Origin of the sequence: Hyphomonas sp., from assembly GCF_041398385.1 — a bacterium.
GTDB lineage: Bacteria > Pseudomonadota > Alphaproteobacteria > Caulobacterales > Hyphomonadaceae > Hyphomonas.
This window is the reverse complement of sequence record NZ_JAWKUW010000002.1, coordinates 454,241-472,121: the sequence shown is the minus strand read 5'-3', so window position 1 is coordinate 472,121 and position 17,881 is coordinate 454,241. Positions and strand designations below refer to the sequence as shown.

12 protein-coding genes and 1 tRNA gene are annotated in these 17,881 nt (G+C 56.7%); 2 read left to right on the top strand and 11 right to left on the bottom strand.

What is annotated here, in order from left to right; genetic code table 11:
- The 9 genes from R3C13_RS07075 to R3C13_RS07035 form a co-directional block, all read right to left on the bottom strand.
- Positions 1 to 386, bottom strand: a 386-nt coding sequence (locus tag R3C13_RS07075) for an antirestriction protein ArdA (RefSeq protein ID WP_371310115.1), incomplete at its 3' end; no start/stop codon positions are given.
- A gap of 243 nt (positions 387 to 629) precedes the next feature.
- Complete coding sequence (locus tag R3C13_RS07070; RefSeq protein ID WP_371310114.1) at positions 630 to 3,302, bottom strand: type III restriction endonuclease; 2,673 nt, start codon at positions 3,300 to 3,302, stop codon at positions 630 to 632.
- On the bottom strand, positions 3,295 to 5,220 hold the full coding sequence (locus tag R3C13_RS07065) for a site-specific DNA-methyltransferase (RefSeq protein WP_371310113.1): 1,926 nt from the start codon (positions 5,218 to 5,220) through the stop codon (positions 3,295 to 3,297). The genes R3C13_RS07070 and R3C13_RS07065 overlap by 8 nt, the downstream gene beginning before the upstream one ends.
- 42 nt (positions 5,221 to 5,262) lie before the next feature.
- Entirely contained in the window at positions 5,263 to 8,160 is a 2,898-nt protein-coding gene (locus R3C13_RS07060) for an ATP-dependent helicase (RefSeq protein WP_371310112.1), read from the bottom strand.
- Positions 8,161 to 8,250: 90 nt separating this feature from the next.
- Entirely contained in the window at positions 8,251 to 9,441 is a 1,191-nt protein-coding gene (locus tag R3C13_RS07055) for a tyrosine-type recombinase/integrase (protein ID WP_371310111.1), read from the bottom strand.
- A gap of 111 nt (positions 9,442 to 9,552) precedes the next feature.
- Positions 9,553 to 9,637 (bottom strand) — tRNA-Leu (locus R3C13_RS07050).
- A 125-nt stretch (positions 9,638 to 9,762) separates the two neighbouring features.
- On the bottom strand, positions 9,763 to 10,773 hold the full coding sequence (locus R3C13_RS07045) for a FecR family protein (protein ID WP_371310110.1): 1,011 nt from the start codon (positions 10,771 to 10,773) through the stop codon (positions 9,763 to 9,765).
- On the bottom strand, positions 10,773 to 11,297 hold the full coding sequence (locus R3C13_RS07040; RefSeq protein WP_371310109.1) for an RNA polymerase sigma factor: 525 nt from the start codon (positions 11,295 to 11,297) through the stop codon (positions 10,773 to 10,775). The genes R3C13_RS07045 and R3C13_RS07040 overlap by 1 nt, the downstream gene beginning before the upstream one ends.
- Positions 11,298 to 11,356: 59 nt before the next feature.
- Positions 11,357 to 12,037, bottom strand: a complete 681-nt coding sequence (locus R3C13_RS07035; protein ID WP_371310108.1) for an RNA polymerase sigma factor — start codon at positions 12,035 to 12,037, stop codon at positions 11,357 to 11,359.
- Between the two features lie 183 nt (positions 12,038 to 12,220).
- Between R3C13_RS07035 and R3C13_RS07030 the strand changes: the two genes are divergently transcribed.
- Together R3C13_RS07030 and R3C13_RS07025 are read left to right on the top strand one after the other, a co-directional pair.
- Complete coding sequence (locus R3C13_RS07030) at positions 12,221 to 12,445, top strand: helix-turn-helix domain-containing protein (protein ID WP_371310107.1); 225 nt, start codon at positions 12,221 to 12,223, stop codon at positions 12,443 to 12,445.
- 249 nt (positions 12,446 to 12,694) lie between these two features.
- Positions 12,695 to 12,940: a helix-turn-helix domain-containing protein gene (locus R3C13_RS07025; protein ID WP_233351618.1), complete on the top strand. Its 246-nt coding sequence runs from the start codon at positions 12,695 to 12,697 to the stop codon at positions 12,938 to 12,940.
- Between the two features lie 698 nt (positions 12,941 to 13,638).
- On the opposite strand, the gene R3C13_RS07020 is transcribed toward R3C13_RS07025, so the two are convergent.
- Both R3C13_RS07020 and R3C13_RS07015 read right to left on the bottom strand, forming a co-directional pair.
- Positions 13,639 to 16,710 (bottom strand): AAA family ATPase, encoded by a 3,072-nt coding sequence (locus tag R3C13_RS07020; protein WP_371310106.1) that lies wholly within the window; start codon positions 16,708 to 16,710, stop codon positions 13,639 to 13,641.
- Complete coding sequence (locus R3C13_RS07015) at positions 16,707 to 17,849, bottom strand: exonuclease SbcCD subunit D (RefSeq protein WP_371310105.1); 1,143 nt, start codon at positions 17,847 to 17,849, stop codon at positions 16,707 to 16,709. Before R3C13_RS07015 ends, R3C13_RS07020 begins: the two co-directional genes overlap by 4 nt.
- Positions 17,850 to 17,881: the final 32 nt, after the last annotated feature.

The window sequence follows — 17,881 nt, the reverse complement described above, 5'->3', positions numbered from 1 at the left end:
CCAGCATACTCCTCGAAGGCTGCGACTGCCTCATCGAGGTCATTGCCGAAATAGCCATAGACCTTCGCACCAAGGCAGCCATGTTCTCCAATAAACTCAGCCAACGCACACACGGTTTCGAATGAGGCGTATTCAGAGAGGCTCGCGCCTTCAAAGCCTTCGTAGTCATGGATCGCCCATTCCTCGGCGCCGGAAGCCGGCGAATCCGCCAGCATGGCGCGAACCTTCTCCATGATCTCATCCGGGGTGGTCGCAGGGATCCAGGCTCCGTGCAGGTAGCCATTATTGTAGGACGCAAGGCAAGCCACATAGATGCGCGGATGATCTGGGTTGGCTGGCGCGGTCTCTGCCGCAAGGGGTGCAGGGGTTGCGAATTGGTCAGTCATGTCAGTCTCCTTTGCGCCGCCCGGCGTTCTTTCCCCGGCAGTCGGGTGGGCGGCGAGGAGGTGCTCAGCCGGAGCGCATCAGGGCGGCGCGCAAGGGGAGCCAGGTCGGAAACCTAAAGATGATCAGAGACGCCGAAGGCCCGCCCCCTTGCGCGACGACCGCGCTCGGGCAGACGCACCGTCCGCCTACCTGACTGATGGGATAGATACTAACGCCGAGACAGGCTGAGTTGGCTGTGCCACTCAAGAAGGCATTATGGGACGGGCATAATCCCGCCACCCGCCTTCAGCCGCAAGGAAACCGTTGAAGTCTTCCCTTGTCAGCAGCGCGTAATGGAACTCGTTGCCGCTCGCTAATTGCTCTGCCGCTTCGCGCTTTGCGACGACGACAGGATCGTCTTCCTTCCAGGCCGATTTGACCTCAATGAGGTAGATTTCACCGCTTTCGCGAATGACCATAAAGTCCGGATAATAATTGCAGACCGTGTGGGATTCAGGGTGAATGTAATTAACGCGGAAGCCCGACTGACCATGGACAAGCATGCCAGTGAAATAGATGCGGTCCACTGCGTTCAGGCCAAGCACGCGTTTGAAAAAGTCGACTTCAGGCTGGCTGTCGAAGCAGTAATGGTCGAGGTGGAACGTTCGGTCACGGTGCTTTGTGTGCTCCGGATAGTCGCGACCGGCTACAAGATGTGGCCTTGCTCGGAAGCGGAATGAGGGCGGACGGTTGGTTGTGGCATTGTAGCCTTTGACGAGTTCAATCTCCTCCTCGGAGTCACTGCCGAAAGGTTCGATTTCGAACAGGGTGCGGAATAGCGTCGGAATGATGATGTCGTAGAGAATTTCGTTTGAGATGTTCACGACCTCGACGATGCGTCCCATTGCAGGCGAAGCCGCTTCTAACAGTTCTTCAATGTCGAATGGCGAAAGGCCGTCCCCTGAGAAGTATCGTGCAATCTCGCCTGTTAGCGTGAAGGATGTGAAGGTGCGATTCTCAAGCCTGTCAGTGATATCCTCCGATGTCCCCTTGTCGGAATTGATATTCTTTCGGCGGCGTAGCGCGGCGCGATAGGTTTCAACCACCTCGTCTGACAGATCGAACGTAATCGTTTCGGGCTTATCTTTACGCTTGGTCCGAAACAATTCTCGCCGGCGCTTCATTTTCAGAACGACCGGCGGAGGTACGGCCGTAACCTCATAGACTTCAGACTCGTCGCCCTTTTTCGGGCCGAGTTCCTCCGTAGTCACGCGGAAGTTCTGTTGTAGCTCATCTTCCAGGATCTGCATGTTTTCGGCGGAAAGGTAGATCCGCCCGGTTTCCTGAATGTCGCCGATAGAGCGCAGGCAGCGCATCGTCGACTGCAGGACGAAAATCTTAGACTTGGGCTTGCGATAGAGCGCAACGCCAAACAGCGACCGGCAATTCCATCCCTCGCGGCCCTTGCCAACAAGCAGTATGAATTGCTTCTCAGATTCCGGCGTATCGAGACGATTGAACTCGCGGATGTCTTCTGCGGTGGTATGTTTGTCGTCGCCAACGTTCACCAGTATGCGGGTTGTCGGTATCCCGAGCGACGCCATCACCCTTTCCAGCGCGGGGCGCAATTCGCCCGTCAGCTCATCAATGGTGGAGGCGAAAATAGCGAGCTTGGGCAGCATCCCCTCGCGGCGGCTTTCGCCTTCCTTGGTCCAGAAATCCGTCACGAGTTCGCGCAGGAAATCGTTGCTCTTGACGTTGCCTGAATAATCGATGAACTCGGGCTGTTTCAGGTATTTGTTGTCGATCGCCACCTTCAAGCCATAGGCGTAGACGACCTCCGGCATGATGCGATCTTTCACATAGGGCGTGCCTGTGAAGTTGTAGCAGCCGACAACCGATGTCTTGCGCGCCTCAAGCGCGCGCGCCAGTTCGTCGATAGTTGTGCGTAGCGCGGAGGCGTCCTTGGCCTGGCCAAGATCCTTCTCAAGCGATGCACCCATGGAGTGGTGGGCCTCGTCTACGTAGATGCCAAGTTGGGGCAAACGGGCGATCCGCTGGAAACGGGCATTGACCGCAAGATCTGCATCGCTTTCCGGCGCTTCTTCTCCGAGCATTTCATAGAGCTCGCCGTAGACCTCAGACAGAGAGCCGGTGCGCTCCGAAAAGAGCCTGTCAGTTGTCGATGGCTCGGCGCTACGGCGCCTCAGGATAATCTTCTGCGTGTTTGAGATGATTACGTTGAAGGACGATCCGTCCTGCGCGCCGATGGTCGAAGCCGTATCGTCAAGGAAATGAAACTTTAGATTGGCGCGGAGGAAGTTGGCGTATTCCGGTGGAACGACCAGATCGAGGTCAAAGGTCTGAATTTCCTTGAGGGACTGGAGCACCGTTTTGTCCGGCGCGAAAACCAGCGCGTTCTTGCAGAACCGATTATCCTTCCCGAACTTGTTAGCGAGTAGGAACTCATAGAAGATGCATGTCGCCATCAGGATCGTTTTGCCGAGCCCCATGGTCAGTGCGAAAATGTAGTTTGGGTAGGCCCGCGCTCGCTCGCTCAGGCGGGCGAAAATCTCTTCATACTGCTCGTCGCCTTCAAGTTCGAGGAAACCGAGCAAGCTGCCCTGCCCCTTGCGGTCTGTGCCGGTCGTCTGGAAGCCGTCAAATAAACCCTCGTTCTTCGCCCATTCACTGAAGAGGTCGTGGACGTGGCGGTTGTTCCCGAATTCCTTGAGGAAGATATAGATTTCCAAGGCTTCAAATTGCGGCTGACGCAGGAAGGCGTCGCTGCGCAATTCGGGATCGTTGAAGTCGAGAAACTGCTTGGTCAGCTGTTTATAGCGCCGCCTGATTGTGCCCTTATTGTCTGCATAGAAATTAAGGAGCGCCTGGAAGAATGCGAAGTCCTGTCGGATCGTCTTCTTCCCCTTAGACATTTTCGATCTCCCCTTCCCAGGACTCCGAGAGAAGATCGGTGATCTTAACGCGGATCGTTGAGGCGTCGGTGGGGATCAAATAGCGGCCTGCGACCAATGCCTCGCCCTCTGGCGCATCGATGATTGCCGGCGTGAGCACCGCGCCATCATAATTCCAGTCGACCTTGATTGTCTCAACGAGCTGCCGCCAGTCCTCGACAGCGTCGGCTTCCATGGAGAGCTTCTGCAACAGATTCATCGGATAGAAGCCTACAACGACAAGATGACCGTCTTCGATCTTGAGGCGGGCATCCGAGGCGCGCTTGAAGTGCAAATGCGCTTTGTCGCGGATGAGATCGGTGACGATGACTTCGATGTCGAACGGCTTGGCCGCCTTCACGAGTTCAGGGCCCAGGTCGGGTTCATGGCCCATGCAGACAAGATGGATGCGCTCGGCAGGCTTGTTCGGAGCTTTCGCTGCGCGCGCTTCAAACGCCTTGAAGTCCAGCCCATTGATGACCTCATTCAAGTCCGCCCGTGTCGCGATGCGGTTTACCGGCATGATCTTGACGAGATACTCCTCTCGTTGACCATCGAACACGCTTCCAGCAGCAAGTGGCTGCAGCTCCATCGCCTCCCGGATCAGCTCTTTTGCCTCAACGGGATTGCGGAACAGATCGTAATTGTTGACATTGTAAACTTCAAAGCCGGTGTAAAACTTCGACGGCTTAGTCTCGTCATCATTGGCGAAGAGATCTGTCGCTCCAGTCTCAAGGTCACAACGCACACCGTTCAGGCGTTTAGTCGTTGTCTCAATAGCTCCAAGATTGATGTCGGCGCCGATGAAGCGGCGGCCAAGCTTCATGGCAACGGATTGTGTAGTGCCGGAGCCCATAAAGCAGTCGAGTACCAAGTCTCCCGGATCAGACGATGCTCTAATTAGCCTCTCGATCAACTCGACTGGCTTCTGTGTTGGGTAGTTTAGTCGGTCAGAAGCCTGAGAATTTACCGGAAAGATATCGGACCAGACTGTGTCGAGAGGGCGACCATCGGACTCATCTAAAAAGCGAATCAGTCGAGGGCGCTTTGTCTTATCGTCAGGGTACCAAATTCGACCATCGGCATCCAACTCCGCCATTTTCTCCTTGCTGTATCGCCAGCCGTTTTCTGGAGGCAAAAAGCCTTTCCAAACATAAGTCATATTTGGACGAGGGTTTGGACTTGTCATGTTGTCCAACTGATATCGGCGGCCATTTTCGTCGATGTTGTGATACTTGCTCTTTAGGTAAGCTTCGCTATGCTCCGTGTACTGTTTATTCCAAACAAACCCGTCCGTCTTCGTGTAGAAAAAGATCGTGTCGTGAATATGATTGTACGTCCTTGAGTCCGCTCTGGCGCTTGTTCTCTTCCATACGATTTCGTTCCTAAAATTTGATGCGCCGAAAACCTCATCTAGGAGGCACTTTATGTAGTGGCCTCGATTTACATCACAGTGAAAATAGATAGAGCCTGACGCACTCAATAGTTCCCGCAAAAGCATCATGCGTTCGTACAAAAATTGAAGGTAGTCATCATTGCTCCAAATGTCGCTATACTGCTTTTCCTCGAAGCTGGCTTGGTCGCTCTCTGCGGCTTTACCACGAACCTTTACTCTTTTTTTGTAGTCGGCTTTCGAGTCAAACGGCGGATCAATATAGATCAAATCCACCTTGCCACGGAACTCCCTCAGCAGATGCGACATGACCTGAAGATTGTCTCCCCAGAAAATCTTGTTCCACCAGCCGTCGGTCGGGTCGCCATAAGTCTCCTTCTTCTGCGCCGGAAAATACTGGGTCGAGCGGAAGGGCCGTTTGCCGGCCCAGCGCAGCTCCGGGAAGCCGCGGATCGGGGCCAGGTCAAACTCAAATGTTTCGAAGGCGTCCTGCTTCTCTTTACTCATCGCGCTCCACCTTCTCAGGTTCAATAAAATCCATATTCAATCTCAGGCTCTGCAGAATGTCATGTCGCAGAACGACTGGAAGTCACAGTTCTTGCATAGTTTTTCTGGTCGTTCCTTCAGCCCATAGTCCTTCGCAACGATTCTGCCCACCACACGATCAATCTGTTCGATGGTGCTCTTGATATCCGCCGTTTCCCGCGGAAATACGATCCGCGGGTTTCCGGACTCCTCGCTCGTATAATAGAGTGCCATCCGGTCAACCCGCACGCCGCGCTTCTCCTCAAAGAGATGCGCATAGATTTGAAGCTGTCGCCGATAGCGGGCGAGCTTATCCGCATCATCGACGAGGTCAGGCTTCTTCTCGGTTTTGAAGTCGATAATCTCCCAGGCCCCATCCTCGGCCTCGATCAGATCAACATTTCCGGTAAGGACATAGTCATCCTTGAGGAGGCTCAGCTCGACTTCGGCCTCGCGCAATCGGTGCCAGTTCGCGCGTTCTCGATCGACATATCGCGTCACATGCTCCCGTGCAACGCGCAGGACATAGTCGACAAGGTAGACCCGTTCCTTCTGCGAGATGTTGGTGTAATTCGCGTTGAACCAACGGTCGATCTGTTCGGCAGTGACCGAGCTTTCTTCGCCGCGCAGCACAGCCTTGTGGATGTCCTCAATCGTCTGGTGAACGAGCGTGCCAAACAGAATGGCGTTGGTGCGCACGGGTGCAAATTCGAGATCCTTGAAGAAGCGGTACTGCTGTGGGCAGCCCTCGAACACCAGAACGTCGGAGGTAAAGGAATAGCTGTTCTTGAGGTTACTCGGCTTGACCTCGGCAAGCTCGATCTGCGAACGGTCGAAGGTCAGATCGCGCCAACAGCGCAGCGACGTGTAGACCGGTTGAAAATAGGCTGACGGCACATTGCGCTGACCACGTCCCTTCGGCGTATTCTCCTGACAGGTCAGAACAAGCATGTTCTGTGCCCTTGAGAACGCCGTGTAGAACAGTCGCCAGAAGTCGAATGTCTTGATCCTGTCTAACGGCTCAAACGGCTCGTCATCGCCGAATTCATCCTCAAGCAGGTCATCCAGAACGGAGTGCTGCCGGCGCGGAACAGCATCGAGTGAGCCGCAGATGACGATCGGGAACTCAAGCCCCTTTGACTGGTGGATCGTCATGAAAGAAACGCAGCCAGACGGCGCGTAATCAGACTCGTCCTCATACTCCTCAATGCCGCCATCCCAGAGGAAGCGTATGAAAAGATTGAAGAGCGTCGTCAGATCCCGTTCGAGCCGCTCTGGCCGAATAACGATGACGTTGTATAGGTACTCATACTTGTTGAGCAGGCGGGAGAGTTTGGCGAGGTTACGCGCCGGGCGGCTGTCGCGAACGCCACCATGCGCAATGTCGGCTCCCAGATACCGGCTGAAGGTTGGGAATTGGATGAGGTCATAGAACAGGCTGGCGAAGGAATAGTTGGTGTTCTCGGATAGTGTCAGGTGACGCTTGGCCGTATCCCGGGCCCAGGCCATGATCTGACCGTCCTCGCCCGTTTTCAGATGCGCAATGAAGTCCGACAAGCAGCGATCATAATAGGCCCAGACGTTTAGCTGCATCCCTTCGCGTGTCGCCCGGATCGAGCCGTATTGCGGAAACAGGAACATGTAGGCGCCAATGATGAGGCGGATCTCCTCACGCTCAAAATACATGTTCGAACGCGGCGCATAGATCGGGATGCCCGTAGCCTCGAGGTCATTTGCGAAGCGGACGACTTTGTCGTTACGAACCGAGCGGAACAGGAACGCAACCTGGTTCCAGTCCTTTATAATCTTCTTCGTGCGCAGGTCCTGAAGGAATGAGATCGCCTCATCGGCCCAATTATCCTCTCCGTCGGCCCCAGAGACCTTGAAGACAACCGGCCGTTCCGCACGATCCAGGCTCTCGGCTTCAATGACCTTGGGATATCGATAGCTGCGATCTTCGCCCTCCCAATCCGCAAGCTCCATCCATTCATTGTAGAATTCGACGATGTCTGGATGGGACCGGTAGTTCTTGGTGAGATTGATCTGCGTGCACTGGCCCGGCGCGAAGCGCTTCGGAAATTCGAGAATGTTGCGAATGGACGCGCCCCGGAACCGATAGAGCGCTTGGTCGTCATCCCCCACGACGCAAATGTTGGAGTGCTGAGAGGCGAGCTTGAGCACAATCCGCTCCTGGATCGTGTTCGTGTCCTGATACTCATCGATCATCAGATAATCGAAGCGCGCGCGGAGTTTCTCACCGACCTCGGGAATGTCGAGAAGGCGCAGAACCTCGACCTGGATCGTCGAGAAATCGATATAGTTGAATTGTTCGAGAAGCTCCTGATAGCGCCGATAGGCTTCGCCGATGGCGACAAGCTCGGGATGCGCGGCGACCGCGAGCGCAGATGGATCGACGGCCTCTTCAGCCACCTTGTTAAGATAGCCGCAAAGGGTCTCTGCGACGCGCCAGCTTGGCACGTTGTTGGACGGTCGGATCAGCCCATCCAGTCCATCGATGTCGTCAAACGCGGAAAGCCGTTGGTAGACGAAATATTGCTGATCGAATTGGTCAAGGATCGTGTAGTTGCGGCGGATGCGAGAGAAGGCGCGGAACTCATCGAGAATGTCCAGGAAGGTTGAGTGGAGCGTGCCGACCGTCAGGTCCAGCGGGTTGAGCTTGGAGCTCGCGCGTTGCATGCGGCTTGCGATCCGCGTCTTCAGCTCTTTTGCCGCCTTTTCCGTAAATGTCGAAACAAGCACCCGTTCCGGCTCGACTTCGCGCTGTGCCAGCAATTTGATTGTGCGCTCAACGAGACAATAGGTCTTGCCCGAGCCGGGGCCGGCCACAATCAGAACAGGCCCGTCAAGTGTGTTGATCGCCTTCTGCTGTTCGGCATTAGGGCCTTGGATGCTGGGCTGCATGCTTCTGATTTCCGGGTCTGGTCTTTGACGGCATACCTTCTGGGTTCCAATTCGCCAACCGTACGCTTAGGTTGATCCCCATCTATCGACCTACCCCCCATTCGTCTGCCGCATCACCCACCCCGCCCACCAGGACATCATCTCCACCCGCTCGGTCCAATACCGCGCCCGATTGTAGATCGACCGCACGCCCTTCGTGTCGACATGGGCAAGCTCCGCCTCGATCGCATCCGGGTTCCAGAGCCCGCTCTCATTCAGCAGTGTTGAAGCACTCGCCCGGAATCCGTGCGGTGTCATCTCTGCCCCTGGAAACCCCAACCGCTCCAACGCACCATTCATCGTATTCTCGCTCATCGGTCGCTCGGGATTGGTCATAGCAGGGAAAACATAATTCTCCGGCCCGCTCCTCCCGCGCAGATCGATAAGCAGATGCAAAGCGGCCGGCGGGAGAGGCTTGCGATGCTCCCGTCGCATCTTCATGCGCTCAGCCGGAATGGTCCACACAACCTTGTTGAAATCGAACTCCGACCATCTCGCATGCCGAAGCTCGCCAGGGCGCGGAAAGAGCAGCGCCATGAGCTTCAGCGCCTTTGCTGTGCCTCCCCTGCCCTCATAGCGCCAGATCGCCCTCACAAGACGACCGAACTCGTCCTCGTCGGTAATGGCGGGCATATGCCGGACCTTCGGAGAGATCAGCGCTCCGCGCAGGACCGGCGTCGGATCACTTTCGGCTCGAAGCGTCGCCACCGCATAGCGGAACACTTCCCCAATCGTGGTCCGCAGCCGTTTGGCCGTTTCATAATTGCCGCGGCCCTCGACTGAGCGGAGCACGGCCAGTACGTCGGCCGGCTTGATCTCGGTAATCAATCGCGGCCCGAGATCGTCCCGGGCAAGGTCCAACAGCCAGGCCTTCTTGCTAAGTGTTGTCTCGGCAAGTCCGTCCAGCCTGCGCTTGCGGAGGAACTCATCGGCAATCGCGTTGAAGCTCTCGGGATCGGCTTTCCTGCGTCCCGGACGGATGGACTTGCGCACCCCGCCAGGATCGATGTCCTGCTTCAGGAGCCGCTTCGCCTTGAGGCACTTTTCCCTCGCCTCTTCGAGCGTCACAACCGGCCAGGCGCCGAAGGAGAGCGTCTTCTGCTTGCCCTCAAACCGGTAGTTCATCCGCCAGAGTTTTGAGCCCGTCGGCACGACCAGGATATAGAGCCCGCGCCCGTCTGCCCGCTTATAGGATCTCGCCTCCGGTAACAGGGCTTCGATATCTGTGTCGGTGAGTTTCATGAGCTGCTTCACAGGACAACAAGTGAAGAAGCGATAAGGGTACCAAATTCCATCAACCTTAAACAGGCCGCAGGGTACCGAGAAATAAAAAATCCAATAAAATCAATGAATTGGTGCCCAGAAGAGGACTCGAACCTCCACGCCTTGCGGCACACGGACCTGAACCGTGCGCGTCTACCAATTCCGCCATCTGGGCACGAAGATTGGAAGGCGGGGATTTATAAGCCAGAGCCGCTCGCGTCAACGACCAATCCCACAAAGTTCTACAAATCTGTGCGCAAGATCATAACGGCCGCGCGGGAAGATAGTATCCAGAAGAGATCAATCTGGCTCTGAAATCCGTGAAAGCAGGATCTCGTCCCCACTTCGCTCGGTCTCAAGAGAAAACATGATCACAAGAGACCCGACAAAATCCTCTTCCTGCCCGACATAGAAGCTCCCGCTGATGCGCTCCGCCGCAAGGGCCGAATCTTCGATTCGGACCTTTGTTCTTGCGTACCGATTCAGTTCGGCAAGGGCATCCCCCACGGAAGTGTCATCGAACTGGATGCGGCCGGTTCGCCACATCGCTGCCTTCGCAGGATCGACATCCGAAACCGATTCCACGCCGTCCTCCCCGATGATCAACCGCTCTCCCGGTACGAGCTCCCGTCCACCAGTCCCTGCCGGTGAACCGGAAAGGAGCCCAAACCCCCATCGCTCGGCCGGGACCGGGGAGACAACAACGGAGCCCCGCATCAGAGTGACCGCTACAGCGCCTGCGTTTGCGTAGACATCGAACTCGGTACCAAGGGCCGTTGTCCTGTGACCTTCAGCATCGACAACAAAGGGCATCTCATCCTTCTCGACCTCGAACAGGGCCTGCCCGCGTATGAGCCGGATATGGCGCTGGTTGCGGGTAAAGGACACCTCTGCCTCGGTATCGGTATTGAGCGTCATTTGTGACCCATCGGCGAGCTCGATAGTACGCTGCTCGCCAAGGCTGGTTGCATACTGGACCGGTTCAGGGCGAGCGAGCGTTCCCAGGACGAAGTACGATACTGTCGCCAAAGCCAGTGCCGCCGCGATCCCGGATAGCCATCCCGCCCGCGCCGTCACGAAGCGCCCTCGCCCCTGTGGTCCCGCTTCTACAGCCTCGATGTAGCCAAGTGAGGCTCGGTCCAATACGGCAAGACTGGCTTCGACCTTCTGGAACGCGGCAGCGTTCCCGGGATCGCGTTCCCAGTCCAGGAATGCCTCCCAGGTTTCGAGATCGAGGTCTGGATCCTGCAGGTCACTGTACCAACGCGCCGCAGCGTCCAGAGTACCTGGACGGTCCATTTCGCATGTCATCAGTCTGGTCTCGCACGCGCCAGGCTCTTCGCAATCCTCGCCAACGCCTCAGCGATGTCATTCCTTACTGTTCTTGGCGACACCGAAAGCCGCCGCGCAATCTGGTCATGCGTCAGCCGCTCGAAGCGGCTGAGATGCAGAACCTCCCGCTGGCGCGGCTTCAAGGCGGCGATGGCCGTCTCCGCGATTGCCAGCAACTCCGTATCAATCACCTGCGTCTCGGGTGTCGCAGAACGCGGACAGGCGAGCACTTCATTCAGGGGGCCAATCTCGGCCGCCGATCGCCGATGCTTCACATATCCCGATTTCAGATAGTCCAGCGTGAGATTGCGCAAGGTCGTGAACAGGAGCGGTCTCAGCTCCCCGGCTCCCTTGTCTGGATATGCTCGCCGTACCGAAAGGAACGCGTCCTGGACAAGGTCCTCGGCGTCTGCGGCATTGCCTATCCGTATCCGGCCGAACCTCACCAGCTCGTCGTAGTGCAGGCTAAAGATCTCGTTGAGAGCTGCACTCCCCTTCAACATGAAAGTTTCACCGACCAGGGGCGGTCTCGCAGCGCGTAAGCGATCTGGTTCCTGCATCGTCACTTGCGTCCGGCTCCTCGATCACCAGATCGCCTGTCGGCTCTCGCAAGCGCCTCGGCGACCTCCGCAATGGCGCTGGCAAGATCGGTTTTGACTGTCGTGGCAGAAACTGACAGGTGCTGCGCAATCTGGTCGTATGTCAGGTGTTCCAGACGATGCAGGATCAGCGCTTCCCGGCGGCGCGGCGCCATCCCCGCAATTGTCTGTTCGGCAATGCCAAGCAATTCTGCGTCTATGAGTTGCCTCTCAGGTGTCACCGTTTGGGGACAAGACAGGCGCTCATCCATGTCAGACAGTTCGACGGACGCCTGCCGGCGTCTCGTATTGCCGGACTTCAAGTAATTGAGGGTCAAATTCCGGAGTGTCGTAAACAGGAGCGGCCGGAGATAATCCACAGACTTGTCTGGATAGGCGCGCCCGACAGCCAGAAAGGCATCCTGCACCAGATCCTCGGCATCCATCGCATTTCTGATCCGACTGCGGCTCAATCGAACCAGCTGATCAAAGAGTGACCGGTACAATTGGCCGATCGCCTCTGAACCCGGTTCTGAAGCGGGCGCAAGCTTCACTTGGAATCCCGGCGACTTGAGCCTTTGGCTTGAAACGCCCCGCCCTCCTGAAGCGTTCGCCCGATGCACGACCATTGCTGCCGATGCTGACCGAATAACACGTTCAGTCATGAGGGCCGGTACTTCCATCTTTGCCGAGCGCAAATCCTGAATGGAAGGGAAAGCCACTTTCGATGAAAGTGTGCTTCGCAGGCAGCCAAGGTTTGTGCAAAGTCACCTCTCTGGTCTCCGCCATACTGATTTGAGTAGTATACTCCGTGGTAGTATACTACTCAACACGTTCATTCTCGGATCATGGACATCCGAGAAATCTTCGCATTCAATTTGAAGGCATTCCGAAGAGCGAAGAGGCTCTCTCAGGAAGAACTGGCCCACTTGGCTGGTATTGATCGGACCTATGTCAGCCTGTTGGAGCGGCGGGTATACAGCGCGAGCATTGATGTAGTTCAACAACTCGCAACGGCGCTCAACGTCGAAGCTGACGAACTCCTCAAACGACCCGTCAAAGCTCGCAAATAAGTCAGCCGATCCCAAAGATTTTCGCATTACGAAGAACCATCTAAGTGATCTTCGATTGCGAACCATCTGGCGCAACGACACCGAACGCGCACATGTGCCCACCGGGTGTAGACTTTTGCTCGTCTCGCAACTTTGGCATCGAACTGTCGACGCACCACCATCTACCTCTTCCGCGGGAACAAATAATCCCAAAATGGGATTATCCATATTTCGGATTACGAGGGCAACAAGTTTCTTGCCCTTGGTATCGTGGTGAACAAAACCCTTCGAACTCCCGCACACCGAAAGCTGGTTCAGGAATTGAAGAAGGCACGGCGTGAAGCCGGCCTATCCCAGCAACAAGTCGCTGATCTTCTTGGCGTACCACAGTCTTACGTGGCGAAGATTGAGCTTGGCGAACGTAGAATTGACGTCATCGAGTTTCTGAAATTCGTCGAAGCCTTGGACGCTTCCTGGTCCGACATCCTTGGACAGATCGATACGGCCGGCTCATAGCGCCCTGAGGCGTATCAATCGTAGTCCCAGTTTCAGCAAGCTATTGACACGTAGGAAAGAACGCTCAACGTCTAGCATAATCCCTTCGCCGCCTGCTATCAGGTCCGATCTGATCGCTGCTCTATCCTGAAAGCTGATATTAGAATTCGCTCAGAAAGCATTTGCAGATGGGCAAGTCGGGCGAAGTACTGAGAGCAGGTATTCGCGATGCCTGCTGGCATGAACTATCCGGTAATTATCTCTACCACTTTGTTTCGTACGACTTTGCTACATTCTTGTTGATGTAGGAGTTCAGGCCCTCGCCCTGGTCTGCCAACGTCTTCATACGATCAACGTGGAAAGAGCCGGCGCTAGCGTATGTGTATTTGTAGTGCCTTTGTAGACCACGCTCGAACTCGACCGTTATCCAGTCTTTGCCGTACTGATAGCTTAGTATTCCTGAGTCACCGTCGATGTCTCTGTATCTCGGCATGGGCATGGTCGTACTCCTTATCGAACAAATCCAGCGTCAAATCATCCTCACCATGGCATGTGGACGCTGATGATCTCTGCTCCGCATTTGGGACAAGGGTGCCGATAGCTGCGCTTCCTCTCACTGGTACCACGCTCCTGCAGAACCCAGCATTCTCGAACATCTACCACCCTACCGCAGCTCAAGCGCCGAGTATGAAAACGTCTTTTAGAAAGTCGAGCTGCCATCAGATCGTGCTCCTCTCTTCAACCGTGCTGCCCAAAAGTCCTTTGCGGATATAGAACCCGTTCGGAATAGCTTCTTGGACCAGAGGGACGTGCGAAATCAGGCCGACGGCGCGGGATTGTTTGACGAGGCTATTGAGGACGTTCAGAACCTGATCGAGGGTGCCTGAACCGTTCTCAGTGTCGAGGCTGCCAAATCCCTCGTCAATGAAGATAGTATCGAGACGGACTTTCCCGCTCGCCGATTCGACGACATCGGCGAGCCCTAGCGCGAGGGCGAGCGCCGCGATAAATGTCTCGCCGCCGGACAGGGTATCCGTTCCTCTCGACTTGCCGGTATGCATATCAAAGATCTGGATGCCGAGGCCGCGGCTGCCACGACCGCCTTCAGTGTCGCGTTCGAGCTGATATCGGGAGGAGGTCATCGGGCCGAGCCGGAGATTCGCGGCCTCAAGCACGCGGTCGAACATGGCCCCGATCGCATAGGTTTCCAGCTTCAGGTTAAGCGGATTATCGCCATTAGCCAGAGCCGCGATCTTGCGAAGAGGGCCGGACTCGGCTTCAGCCTCATCGAGTTTGCGCATCGTCTCTTCGAGGCTTTTTCTCAGTTTCTCCAGCTGATCGACACGGTTGCTGGCAGCGATCCGCTCCTCCGTCGATTTGGTCAGGGCTGCTGCGGCGGCTTGATGAGCTTCTTTCAACACAGCAAGGTCCGGGCGGGGCAGATCGGCAATCGCCAAGGCCGCTGCCTTTGCAGCGCCCTGCGCCTCATTCAACTGAGTCTCGAACATTTTGACCGATTCACTGTCTGAATCGATCGTCGCGATGGCGGGTTTGAGCGTTTGATAAAGCGCGTCCGTGAGCCCTTGCTCGGACAGACGCGTGCGGAACGTCGCCTCAGATTTTGCGAGGCGGACTTTGTTGGCTGTAGCTGACTCTTCAGCGCCCTTGACCGTGGCATCGGCGGAGAGGGCTGCTTCTCGGACCGCCTTCGCCAGGGCTTCTGCTTTGTCTTTCGCGTTGACGAGCGCATTCAGCGTGCGTGATGTCTCTTCCATGGCTGATGCTAGTGTACTCGGTGTACGGAGCGCTTCGGGGACGACCTCGAGTTTCCCATCGCGGGCGGCTCTGGCTTCGGTCGCGGCGTTACGGCATTTGTCAGCTTTAGCGCGTAGGAGTTCGGTCTCGGTCTCGATTTCCGCAATCTGCTTGTCGAGTGCATCGAGGGCCGCCTCGGCCTCCTCTATATTCACGACCGGACCAAGCGCGTTAATATCAGCTTCAGTTTGACGAACTTTCTCGAGAATGGCCGCGAGCGTGTCCAACGGCTGTTCGAGCGAAGACAAAGTTTCCTTTCTGGCCTCGAACGTGGCTTTCTGCCCAGCTAGTTTTTCACTGATCTCGCGGGCGGCGCGTTCAGCTTTTTCAAGCCGGGCGCGGGCTTCGCGGAAGGCCTGATCGCGTCCTGCATTCTCGATATCGCCCGTCGCGGGACTTGGATGGTCGGTCGATCCGCACACAGGACAGGGCGCATCGTTTTCCAGCTTGGTCGCGAGATGCAACGCCTGAGCCGCGGCAAGGGCTTGTTCTGCGGCTGCATAGGTGGCGCGCGCCTCTGCTTCCTGTTTCAGCGCCTCGGCTGAGGCGGCACTTTCCTTTTCAAACACCGCTTTCGCCGACCTGGCAACGGCTTCTGCTTTCGCATAGTCCTCGGCTTCTTTCTTCTGGGTCAGGAGAAGCGAAAGCGCTTTCGCGAGGTCACCGCGCAGGCTTTCAGCGCCCCGGGCTGACTTGAGCGCGGCCGTGCGTTCCGCGCGAGTATTGCGCAACTGGCCGAGCCGATCTTTACTTTTCTCGAACGCCGCGCGGGCTATCCGCTGCGCCTCGAGAGCCGCCTCCACGGCTTCGGCGCTGGCTGAAGCTGCTTCGAGAACGCCGGCAAATCTCTCAAGATCATCTTTGCGTTTGCGCGCGGCTTCCAACTCAAGCGCTCGTGCCTCTTCTCTTGCTAGGGCCTCGGTCGCGTCTTTGACCTTTTGTTTGGCCCGGCTCTGCGCTTCTTTAGCTTCGGAGAGCTTCGCCTCGGCGTCCTTCACGTCTCGCTTGGCGGCGAAGAGTTGCTCTTCCACATCCACAATCAGTTGGGCGCGCATCGCCTGTTTCATTCGGTCGGCGATGGCCGTGAATTCTGCCTTGCGAGCTGTCAGTACGGTGAGCTTTGCCTGTGCTTGTTCCGATGCCACGAACTTTGCCTCAACCGCTTCGGCAGACCGAAATGCGGTCTCGGCCGCTTGCGCTTGTTTCTTTGCGTCGGCCTCAACTGTTGATCGTTCCTGAACCGCGGTTTGGGCTGCGTTTATGCCTTCGAGCAGGGCGTCCGTGCTCTCGAACCCTTCGGCTTTGAGCCGCCCGGCGCAGACTGCCCGTTCTTCGCGCACTTGCCGCTCCGCCTCCGCTGCCTTTTCCTTTAGGTCGGCCATCAGTGCCTGATAGAGCGAGACGTCGAACAGGTCCCGCAGGATCGTAACGCGTTCATTAGTTTTGGCGGATAGGAATTTCTCGAACCGGCCTTGCGGCAGCAGCACAATTTGCCGGAACTGTTCAACGCCGTAGCCGAGAAGATCCGAAACGGCAGCATCAACATCGCGGACCTTCTTTTCTGCAATGATCTTGCCGCGCTTGTCCGCCGTGATCTCTTCTAGGGAAAGCCCGGTCGCGTCGAACAGATGAGCCTCGTGGGCACTCTTGGTTTCACCTTCGCCGCGCTGCTTCGGGCGCATCTGATCCGGCTGGCGAACGACCACGAAACGCCGCTCGCCCACATCGAAGACGAACTCGACTTCGGTTGTGAGGTCAGCCGGTGCATGGTCCGAACGAAGGGAAGTGCGATCCTGCTCCGACTTCGATGCCTCACCGAATAGAGCGAAGGTCATTCCGCTGAAGATTGTCGATTTGCCCGAACCGGTCTGCCCGTAGATGCCGAACAGGCCCGCTTCAACAGCGCTGCGGAAATCGATGATCTCTTTGTTCGCGTAGGGGCCGAAGGCCTGGAGTGTGAGTCGGACCGGTCTCATTCCGCGTCCTCCCTATGCCGCAAGCGCGTGAGCGAAGCGTCGATCACTCCCTCATCGTCCTCAGATAAATTCTCAAGGCCGACCTCTGTCAGGAAGTTGCGAACCACGTCTGCAGGTTCGGCGGCCTCGACAGGCGGTCCGTTTACCGATTTGATCTCGAGTGGGTGCTCGTCGCGGGCGTAGATTAGCTCGCAGGCGTTCGGAAACACTTCCCGTAAGCGCTTCATCCCGTCGATGACAGGTGCATCATCCGTTAGCACCACCTTTATGAAATCGCTCGACGGATCGGAGAGCAGGAGTTCTGCATGCTTGCCGCGGAGAACCCGGGCACGCCTGACTGGCTTGAACGGCAGGACCTCGACCGAAACCTGACCCGCTGCATCCATCTCGATCAGGCTCATCGATTTTCCCGAGTCGGCCTCATCGAAGCCGAAGGCGAGAGGCGAGCCAGAATAGCGAATATGCTCCCCGTCTACCGATTGGGGGCGATGTAGATGCCCGAGGGCGACATAGTGAGCCCCGTCAAAAACGGAAGTTCTGACAGTCTCTATGCCGCCAACCCGCGTCAGGGAGCGCTCGCTCTCGCTCACTGAACCACCCGTGACGAAGGCATGGGCGACGATAATCCACCGCGCGCCTTCTGGGACCTCAGCGCGGGCGGCTGCGACCTGCGCTACCAGTACATCTTCGGGCGTACCAATGGCCTCGCTCTCAAAGCACTCGCGCGCGGCATACTCGTAAGCGAACGGCAGCGCTGAGATCGCAACCGGGCCGTGCGGGTCGCAAAGCAGGAGCGGTGATTCCTCAGCACTGATCGCACCGCGGATGAGCCAACGCGTGCGATCCGCCGCGATGGCTGAAAGGTCGATACGGTCCCCGGAGTCGTGATTGCCCGCGATCATGGCGACCGCGGCGTCTGTTTCCGTTTTGATTCGCTGGAGAAACCCAGTGAACTGGCGCACCGCGTTTTGCGGCGGCGACGCCCTGTCGAAGACATCGCCGGCGATAATAAGCGCATCAACGCCATTCGCCTTCACCGCCTCGACGATCTGGGCGAGCACCGCTGCGTGATCCTCCTCAAGGGATATCCCGTTGAATTGACGACCGAGATGCAGGTCGGAAGTGTGTAGCAGCTTCATGGCTTGTTCCGTATAATTTTTATACGTATAAT

Coding starts and splice junctions, on each gene's coding strand:
- R3C13_RS07070 (WP_371310114.1), bottom strand. CDS start 3,302: ATGTCTAAGGGGAAGAAGACGATCCGACAGGACTTCGCATTCTTCCAG.
- R3C13_RS07065 (WP_371310113.1), bottom strand. CDS start 5,220: ATGAGTAAAGAGAAGCAGGACGCCTTCGAAACATTTGAGTTTGACCTG.
- R3C13_RS07060 (WP_371310112.1), bottom strand. CDS start 8,160: ATGCAGCCCAGCATCCAAGGCCCTAATGCCGAACAGCAGAAGGCGATC.
- R3C13_RS07055 (WP_371310111.1), bottom strand. CDS start 9,441: ATGAAACTCACCGACACAGATATCGAAGCCCTGTTACCGGAGGCGAGA.
- R3C13_RS07045 (WP_371310110.1), bottom strand. CDS start 10,773: ATGACATGCGAAATGGACCGTCCAGGTACTCTGGACGCTGCGGCGCGT.
- R3C13_RS07040 (WP_371310109.1), bottom strand. CDS start 11,297: ATGTTGAAGGGGAGTGCAGCTCTCAACGAGATCTTTAGCCTGCACTAC.
- R3C13_RS07035 (WP_371310108.1), bottom strand. CDS start 12,037: ATGACTGAACGTGTTATTCGGTCAGCATCGGCAGCAATGGTCGTGCAT.
- R3C13_RS07030 (WP_371310107.1), top strand. CDS start 12,221: ATGGACATCCGAGAAATCTTCGCATTCAATTTGAAGGCATTCCGAAGA.
- R3C13_RS07020 (WP_371310106.1), bottom strand. CDS start 16,710: ATGAGACCGGTCCGACTCACACTCCAGGCCTTCGGCCCCTACGCGAAC.
- R3C13_RS07015 (WP_371310105.1), bottom strand. CDS start 17,849: ATGAAGCTGCTACACACTTCCGACCTGCATCTCGGTCGTCAATTCAAC.